The following is a 9,074-nucleotide window of genomic DNA, read 5'->3' as shown; positions in this document are numbered from 1 at the left end:
CGTTCGTCCTGAGCCAGGATCAAACTCTCAATAAAAAGTTTAATCTCACTCTAAAACTTACTTTAATAAAAAGAATTGCTGGTTCTAAATGTATTCTATATATTCTGTTCAATTTTCAAAGACCATTTTATCTCGTCGCCCTCAAGCGACTTAATTATCATATCACTTATGAAGAATTATGTCAATATTTTTTTAAAAAAGTATTTTAAACTTTCTTAATGTAAAATATTATTTCATTTCTTTAAAACTATTCTGCATCAGCGACGAAATTTATAATATCATATTTAATATTATATGTTAAATATATTTATACTATTAATTTAAATTAATTGCATTTATTTATATTTTTCTTTCTTTTTCTCTAAATTTCTTATTGTGATACACCTGGTTATGTATTAGATATACTTTACAAAATTATTGAGTTTTATTCATACTTTAGAAATTTTTTATAAACTATTTATTCATATGTTATATAATTTATTGCTTTTATAATTTAATTTTATAAATAAAAAGAATTACTAATAAACCTAGATTTATAGTAATTCTTTTTATTTTTTAATATTTATTTATTCTTTGTATAACAATAGGCCAATTTTTTGATCCTATATAACGTTCATGCTTATCTATTTTTATTTTTTTATCTGCAATTACATTTTCTAATTCACAGCCCTTTTCAATAATTGTTCCTTGTAATATTATGCAATCTTTTATCTTTACATTTTTTCCTATATAAACTCTCCTAGATACTATGCTATCTTTAACTTCTCCTTCTATATAACATCCATTAGCAACTAATGAATTTTTTACATCACTATCATCAGTATACTGTGTTGGACCTTCATCTTTTATTTTTGTATATATTGGTCTTTCCTTGCAAAATATTTCTTTGTTAACCTCTTCTTTTAAAAAATCCATACTTGAATCATAATATGATTTTAATGAGTTTATACAACTTAAGTATCCTTTAAACTCATAAGCTCTAACATCCAACCTATCTAAATTAGAATGTATAAAGTGTTTTATTTTTCTGTACATTCCACTTCTAATACATTCATTAACAATATCTATAAACAGTTCTGTTTTCATCAGATACATTTCCATACTTATATTTGCATTAGTTGTCTGTCCTATATTTTCTCCAACACTTAAAACTCTGTTATTTCTATCTATATTCAATACATCACAGTCTATACATTCTGTATTTGCATTATTATTATTTTTATAAATCATAGTGATATCATTACCGTCTATTTTATGTTTTTTTATTACTTCTTTAAAATCAATATTACATATCATGTAAGATGGAGCTAATATAATATATTTTTTCTTACTATACTTAACAAATTCGATATTGTCAGAAAAGTTATGAACATCATCATAGGCTGGGTCTTCATCACCAAAATTAAAAACTTTTAAACCATCTTTTTTTCTATGAAGATCCCATGGTCTTCCATTTGTTAAATGATCCATCAAAGATCTTGATTTATTCTTTGCAAAAATTCCAATACACTCTATTCCTGAGTTAGTCATATTGGATAATATAAAATCAACTATTCTATATCTAGCTGCTATAGGAACTGAGGCTAAAGGCCTATTTCTAACTAGTTCTCCCATTCTAGCTTCATTTTCATCTAAATTTATTATTCCTAAACAATCATTCATATATTATAATCCGTCCTTCCTTTTATACCAATTTCTTTTTTCTAGCTACATTATTAGCCACATCTCTTTTTTCTTTAGAAGTTACAACTGAAATTTCTTCTCCATTGCCTATCTGTGAATCCTTTTTTATAATTACATCACTACCTATTATTGCTTTATTAACTATTACATTATCATCTATATAAGAATTAGGCATAATTACAGAATCTTTTAAAACTGTATCTTTTCCAACGTAAACCCCTTGAAATAATACAGAATTATAAACTTTACCATAGACAGTACAACCTTCTACTATAACTGAATTTTTTATTTCGGCTTTTTCTCCAATATATTGGGCTGGACTTACAGGATTAACAGAATATATTTTCCAATCTTCATCAAATAAGTTTAATTGATTATCTGCTTTTAACAAATCCATATTAGCTTCCCATAAACTTTCTATTGTTCCAACATCCTTCCAATATCCTTGAAATGGATAAGCAACTAATTTATTTCCCTCCTCTAGCATCTTCGGAATTATATTTTTTCCAAAATCATTACTTGAATTTATATTTGATTCATCCTCAATTAAATGTCTTTTTAATGTTTTCCAGTTAAATATATAAATGCCCATTGATGCATTGGTACTCTTTGGAACCATCGGTTTTTCTTCAAATTCATATATTGATAAATCTTCCCTCGTATTCATAATTCCAAATCTACTTGCTTCGCTATATGGAACCTGAATAACTGCAATTGTTGCATCTGCCTCTTTCTGCTTATGAAATTCTAACATTTTATCATAGTCCATTTTATAAATATGATCCCCTGATAATACTAATAGGTATTCTGGATCATAACTATCTACATATTCTATATTTTGATAAATTGCATTTGCTGTTCCTTTATACCATTTACCTCCCTTTTCTTCTTGATAAGGTGGTAATATACTTACCCCACCATCTCTTCTATCTAAGTCCCATGTATCTCCTATTCCAATATGTGAATTAAGTTCTAAAGGCTTATATTGAGTCAAAACTCCTACAGTATAAACACCAGAATTTGAACAATTACTTAAAGGAAAATCTATTATTCTATACTTTCCTCCAAATGGTACAGCAGGTTTTGCTAAATTTTTTGTTAATACCCCTAATCTCGAGCCTTGTCCACCAGCTAAAATCATTGCAACTATCTCTTTTTTGCCCATTATATATCTCCCCTTCATATGTTTTTCTTTATTTTCTAATTAAAATTTTCAAATTATATTAACTTTAAAAACACTTATATAAACATATGATTGTTTTTTATTATTTATACATAATTTTGTTTATGAAAAAAATAAAATAATAAACTCCTAAGACTTTATAATGTTTCTTAAATTTCATTATTTCTTAGAAGTTTATTATTTTTCTTTTATTTATAAATTTTTATATAATAATTCTGAACCCCATATTCCATTTGCATATTGAAGTATTGTTCTATCTGATGAGAATATTCCTGAATGAGCTATATTTATTCCACACATTCTTTGCCATACATTAATATCTCTATATAATTTATCAACCTTATTTTGCGCTTGTATATATGAATCAAAGTCTTTAAGAACAAAAAACTCGTCATTATATGGAATTAAGTTTTCATATATTGGTTTAAATCTTTCTCTATCAAAATGATATTTTCCATTAATTAAATCATCTATTACCGCTTGTATTCTTGAATTATTTTTATATACATCAAAGGATGAATACCCTCCATTTTTGTAATAATTTAAAACTTCTCCTGAAGTTAATCCAAAAATAATAATATTTTCATCACGAACCTCATCTCTTATTTCAATATTAGCTCCATCTAAAGTAGCAATGGTTACTGCACCATTCATCATAAATTTCATATTTGACGTTCCTGAAGCTTCCTTTGTAGTTGTGGATATTTGCTCACTTAAATCAGTTGCTCTTATTATTTCTTCAGCAAGAGAAACATTATAGTTATCTAAAAAGATAACTTTAAGTTTATCATTTACTCTAGGATCCTTATTTATTTTTTCTGCAATTCTATTTATAAGTTCTATAGTATTTTTTGCTAAATTATATGCTGGAGCTGCCTTTCCTCCAAAAATAAATGTTCTAGGTACAATATCAAGATTTGGATTTTCTAATAATCTATTATATAAATCCATTATTCTTAAACAATTTAATGTTTGCCTTTTATAAGCATGAATTCTTTTTATTTGAACATCAAATATAGAGTCTACATTAACTTTAATACCTTTTTTCTTGTATATTGTATCTGCCAATTTTAATTTATTTTCTCTTTTAATTTTATGAAGCTCTAACTGAATATTTTTATTATAAGCTTTCTTTTCAAAACTTTCTAAATCAGTAGGATGTTTTATAAAACTATCACCTATTGTATCTACTATCAATTTAGTTAATTTAGGATTTGTCTTTAATAACCATCTTCTATGAGTAATTCCATTAGTTTTATTGTTGAATTTATTTGGATAATAATAATAAAAGTCACTCATTTCTTGCTTTTTAAGTATTTCTGTATGAAGCTTTGCAACTCCATTTACACTATGACTTCCTACTATTGCAAGGTTAGCCATTCTAACTTGCCCATCTGCAAGTATTGCCATACGAGATATTTTATCCCATTGTCCAGTATAAGTATTCCAAAGTTCTGCACAAAATCTCTCATTTATTTCATCAACTATCATATATATTCTTGGAAGCAATGATTTAAACATATCAATAGGCCACTTTTCAAGAGCCTCTGCAAGTATTGTATGATTTGTATACGAAACTGTGTTAGTTGTTATTCTCCATGCTTCCTCCCAAGAAAATCCCTCTTCATCTAATAGAATTCTCATAATTTCTGGAATTGCAAGAGTTGGATGAGTATCATTTATATGAATTGCTATTTTTTCATTTAAATTTTTTAAATCCCCACCATGTTTTTTATAATGTCTAATTATTCCCTGTATACCTGCTGATACGAAGAAGTATTGCTGTTTTAATCTAAGCATTTTACCTTCATATTGAGAATCATCAGGATAAAGAACCTGAGATATTGCTTCAACTGAATTTTTATAATCTAAAGCTTTTAAAAATTCTCCTCTACTAAAGGATGAAAAATCAAATTCATTATTTACAGTTTCAGCACTCCACAATCTTAAAGTGTTTATAGTATTATTTTCATATCCAACAACTGGAGTATCATAAGGAACTGCAAGAACAGGCTCATAATTTACATGAGTGAATTTTAGCTTTCCACCTATTTCTTCTTTAATTATATTTCCACCAAACTTAACTATTTCTTTTTTATCATTCTTTCTCTTTTCCCAAACATTTCCGTCCCTAAGCCAATTATCTGATACCTCAACTTGAACTCCATCTATTATTTTCTGTTCAAAAAATCCATATTTATATCTTATTCCACAACCATGTCCTGCTATATTTAAAGATGCCATAGAATCTAAAAAACAAGCTGCAAGCCTTCCAAGTCCACCATTACCTAATCCTTGATCATGTTCTAAATTTTCTAATTCTTCTAAACTAATATTTAAATCCTTTAAAGCTTCTCTACATACATCTCTAATTCCTAAATTAAGTAAGGCATCTCCAAGAAGTCTTCCAAGCAAAAATTCCATTGAAAAATAATATACTTGCTTTTCTCCAGTACTATTATACTTTTTATTAGTCTTCATCCAGTTTTCTGCAACATAATCTCTAACCAAACTCCCTAAAGCCTCATATTTTTTATAATTGCTTCCCTCTGAAAGCTCTTCTCCATGAATTTCTAAATATTTTTTTTCATAAGCCTTCTTAAAGGTATTCTTATAAATGGTTAGCATACTTATTCCTCCCTTATACTCTGGATTTTATGACTATTTAATCACCAATTACTTGATTATATATTGCCTTATAATCATTAGCTGATTTTTCTAAACTATTATTTGATGATAAAGCCTGTAACACTATAGAATTCCATCTATTTTTATCTTTATAAATTTCTAAAGCATATTCAATAGTATTTAATAATTCATTAGCATTATAGTTTTTAAAACTAAATCCATTTCCTATTCCATTATATTGATTATATGCAAAAACAGTATCTTTTAAACCTCCAGTTTCTCTAACTATTGGAATTGAACCATATCTAAGTGCTATAAGCTGCCCAAGTCCACAAGGTTCAAAAAGAGATGGCATTAAAAACATATCTGTTGCTGCATATATTTTATGTGCCAAAGTATTATCAAACTTAATGTTTGATGAAACTTTATACCTATATCTATCTGCTAACCCCTTAAAATGATTTTCATAATGATAATCACCTGTACCTAATATAACTAATTGAATATCGTACTGCAATAATTTATCTGCAATATCAACTAATAAATCTAAGCCTTTTTGATTTGTTAATCTAGATACCATGGAAATCATAGGTATATTCCTATTTATAGGTAATCCTAATTCCTTTTGAAGCTCCTCTTTATTATTTCTTTTTTTGTATAGTGAATTTTTATTAAAATTTGAGTATATAAAAGGATCAGTTTCTGGATTAAACTCATCATAATCTATTCCATTTAATACTCCACTTAAAGCATATTCTCTATCTTTTAGTATATAATTAAGTCTTTCCCCATATTCCTCTGTTTTAATTTCATCTACATAAGAATAGCTAACTGTAGAGATCCTATCTGAATAGAGTATTCCGCCTTTCATAAAACTAATTCCATCATCAAAGGCTAAAGTTCCATTATAATAAAGTTCTAAGTCATACCCAAAAAGGTCCTGTAGCACTTCCTTTGGAAATATTCCTTGAAATTTAATATTATGAATTGAAAATATAGACCTTATATCTTTATAAAATTCATTTTTTGAATACTCAACTTTAAGAAGTACAGGTATCATTCCTGTATGCCAGTCATTACAATGAATAATATCTGGCTTAAAATCTAATTCTTTTAAAAATGTCAAAACAGCCCTATTAAAAAAGGCAAATCTTTCTCCATCATCATAATATCCATAAAGACCATCTCTTCCAAAATAATACTCATTATCTAATAAATAATAAGTAACTCCATCATTGTTATATTGAAAAACTCCACAGTATTGAGTTCTCCAGCCAACCTTAACCATAAACCATTTTATAAATTTAAGTTTATTTTGTAAGTCTTCTCTTATATTTTTATATTTAGGAATTACTACCCTTGAATCAACTCCTGTTTTAGATAATGATTTTGGTAATGACCCTAAAACATCACCTAGTCCTCCTGTTTTTATAAATGGATTAGCTTCAGATCCAACAAATAAAACCTTCATCAAATCTCCTCCTTTTTTCTCATCTTAAATATTACAGTTCCCATAGGTGGTACTTTTATTTTTATACTATTTTCAAATTCATTACATATTTCTCTTTTTGAAATTAATAGTTTTTCTATAACTTGTCCAAAGCCCCCATACATTTTATTATCAGTATTTAATGATTCATCTATAGGATTTTCTTAATGAATTTACTGCCTAATATTTTATATGATTCAAAGTTTTTTTCCTTCACGACATAAGGAAAGACTATAGCTAAAAGAAATATCTTTACTTGTTTTATTAATATCTTTACTATTAAATTTTATTTTTATATTATTAATTCTAAAAATATATTTCATTAACTTATGCCCCCATATAGTTTTTAAATATTAATAATAAAATTAACTCTTATTATATTATTCTAGTTAGAAAAATTTTATTAATAAAAATAATTTTCAGAATTTATATATATGAAATCAATAATTAGTTTTTTTACTTTTTAATAAAAATATAATTTTCAAATTACTCCTTTAAGTCTAAATATTTACTAACCTTAAATCATTTAAATATGTAATTTAAAACAAAAAAGCCCTAATTATAAATTAAGGCTTTTTTAGTATTAAATATTTAATTTTATTTTAAATTATACTTTTAAAATTTTTTAACATACAACTTCTATATTATTGTTATTATCTTTATTAATTAACTTAATAATAATAAAATGAACTACCATAGCAACTAAAATTGCTACAACCAAATCACAAGTCACAGTTAAAACAAAAGTTGTTAATAATTCAACTGCATCAAACTTATCATTGTGGATAACTTTCACACACTCTTTCCATTCACTCATATTATATGAAACAACTACAAGAATTGCAGCTAATGCAACTAAGGGAACATATTTTATAAGAGGCATAAAAACAATCATTATTAAAAATAACATAATAGCATGAACTATACCAGCAATTGGAGTTCTTCCTCCATTTTTAATATTTGCAGCTGTTCTAGCTATTGCACCAGTTGCTGGAATTCCTCCAAATAAAGATGATGCAATATTAGCCAAACCTTGTCCTATTAATTCGGTATTTGAATTATGCTTTTTATCAATCATTCCATCTGCAACTACAGCTGATAATAATGATTCAATAGCCGCTAAAAATGCAATTGTAATAGCTGGCATAAATAATACCTTTATTTTATCTATTGTAAAAACTGGCAACTCAGGTTTAGGAATAGTTGATGATATATCTCCAAAAGCAGAACCTATTGTTTGAACCTTTAAACTTAATCCTGCAACAACTAATGTTGATATAATTAAAGCAATAAGTGATCCTGGTATTGTTTTATTTATTTTTGGAAATAAAACTATTATTACAATACAAAGTACTCCTATAAATAAGGCAACTAAATTAATTTCATTAAAATGTGATATGTAAGTACTCCATTTATGTAAAAACTCTGATGGAACTTTTGCTATATTCAATCCAAATAAATCTTTTATTTGTGTAGATAACAATGTAACAGCTATTCCTAAAGTAAACCCTAAAGTAATACTCTTTGGGATATACTTTATTAGATTTCCAAGCCTTAATAGTCCAAATAATATTAAAATAACACCTGCCATTAAAGTTGCTATTATTAGTCCTTCAATTCCATACTTTTCTACAACTCCACAAACTATAACTACAAAAGCTCCTGTCGGTCCTCCAATTTGTACTCTACTTCCTCCAAATAAAGATATAAATAATCCTGCTATTATAGCTGTTATAAGTCCTTTTTCTGGTGTAACTCCTGAAGAAATACCAAGTGCAATAGAAAGCGGTAATGCAATAATAGCAACAATAACACCTGATATAATATCTTTAATTACTTGTTCTTTTGTAAGCTCCTTTTTTCTATGCTTTAGTATAGAAAAAAACTTTGGTTTTTTCATTATTAAAAAAATCCCTCTTTTCTTATTATTATATATATATATATTATTTACATGAAAAAAAGAGATAGTATTTACTATCTCTTTTATACAGACCTGGCAACGTCCTACTCTCCCACACAGTCACCCATGCAGTACCATCGGCGCTATAGAGCTTAACTTTCCTGTTCGGAATGGGAAGGAGTGTTTCCTCT

At 26.8% G+C, this 9,074-nt stretch carries 6 protein-coding genes, 1 rRNA gene and 1 pseudogene; all 8 read right to left on the bottom strand.

The features are described 5' to 3' along the window. Window positions 1–555: 555 nt before the first annotated feature. Window positions 556–1,662: a glucose-1-phosphate adenylyltransferase subunit GlgD gene (gene glgD / locus J2Z53_RS12595; RefSeq protein ID WP_209797811.1), complete on the bottom strand. Its 1,107-nt coding sequence runs from the start codon at window positions 1,660–1,662 to the stop codon at window positions 556–558. A 22-nt stretch (window positions 1,663–1,684) separates the two neighbouring features. Next, window positions 1,685–2,848, bottom strand: coding sequence for a glucose-1-phosphate adenylyltransferase (locus J2Z53_RS12590; protein WP_209797810.1), 1,164 nt, complete (start codon window positions 2,846–2,848; stop codon window positions 1,685–1,687). A 210-nt stretch (window positions 2,849–3,058) separates the two neighbouring features. Then, window positions 3,059–5,494, bottom strand: coding sequence for a glycogen/starch/alpha-glucan phosphorylase (locus J2Z53_RS12585; RefSeq protein ID WP_209797809.1), 2,436 nt, complete (start codon window positions 5,492–5,494; stop codon window positions 3,059–3,061). 37 nt (window positions 5,495–5,531) lie between these two features. Next, window positions 5,532–6,965, bottom strand: a complete 1,434-nt coding sequence (gene glgA, locus J2Z53_RS12580; protein ID WP_209797808.1) for a glycogen synthase GlgA — start codon at window positions 6,963–6,965, stop codon at window positions 5,532–5,534. Next, window positions 6,965–7,108, bottom strand: coding sequence for a hypothetical protein (locus tag J2Z53_RS12575; RefSeq protein ID WP_209797807.1), 144 nt, complete (start codon window positions 7,106–7,108; stop codon window positions 6,965–6,967). The genes glgA and J2Z53_RS12575 overlap by 1 nt, the downstream gene beginning before the upstream one ends. A 72-nt stretch (window positions 7,109–7,180) precedes the next feature. Then, complete coding sequence (locus J2Z53_RS12940; RefSeq protein ID WP_268835921.1) at window positions 7,181–7,306, bottom strand: hypothetical protein; 126 nt, start codon at window positions 7,304–7,306, stop codon at window positions 7,181–7,183. Window positions 7,307–7,671: 365 nt separating this feature from the next. Then, window positions 7,672–8,883, bottom strand: a pseudogene (locus J2Z53_RS12570) (SulP family inorganic anion transporter); the annotation flags it as partial. A gap of 91 nt (window positions 8,884–8,974) precedes the next feature. Beyond that, window positions 8,975–9,074, bottom strand: a 5S ribosomal RNA gene (gene rrf / locus J2Z53_RS12565); the annotation flags it as partial.

It is taken from the genome of Clostridium moniliforme, assembly GCF_017873235.1.
GTDB classification, from domain to species: domain Bacteria; phylum Bacillota; class Clostridia; order Clostridiales; family Clostridiaceae; genus Clostridium; species Clostridium moniliforme.
Note: the sequence above shows the minus strand (reverse complement) of the source record. Positions and strands in the feature narration are given on the sequence as shown.

Excerpts from the sequence above, each read along its gene's own strand:
- glgD (WP_209797811.1), bottom strand. The coding sequence starts at position 1,662 with ATGAATGATTGTTTAGGAATAATAAATTTAGATGAAAATGAAGCTAGA.
- J2Z53_RS12590 (WP_209797810.1), bottom strand. The coding sequence starts at position 2,848 with ATGGGCAAAAAAGAGATAGTTGCAATGATTTTAGCTGGTGGACAAGGC.
- J2Z53_RS12585 (WP_209797809.1), bottom strand. The coding sequence starts at position 5,494 with ATGCTAACCATTTATAAGAATACCTTTAAGAAGGCTTATGAAAAAAAA.
- glgA (WP_209797808.1), bottom strand. The coding sequence starts at position 6,965 with ATGAAGGTTTTATTTGTTGGATCTGAAGCTAATCCATTTATAAAAACA.
- J2Z53_RS12575 (WP_209797807.1), bottom strand. The coding sequence starts at position 7,108 with ATGTATGGGGGCTTTGGACAAGTTATAGAAAAACTATTAATTTCAAAA.
- J2Z53_RS12940 (WP_268835921.1), bottom strand. The coding sequence starts at position 7,306 with ATGAAATATATTTTTAGAATTAATAATATAAAAATAAAATTTAATAGT.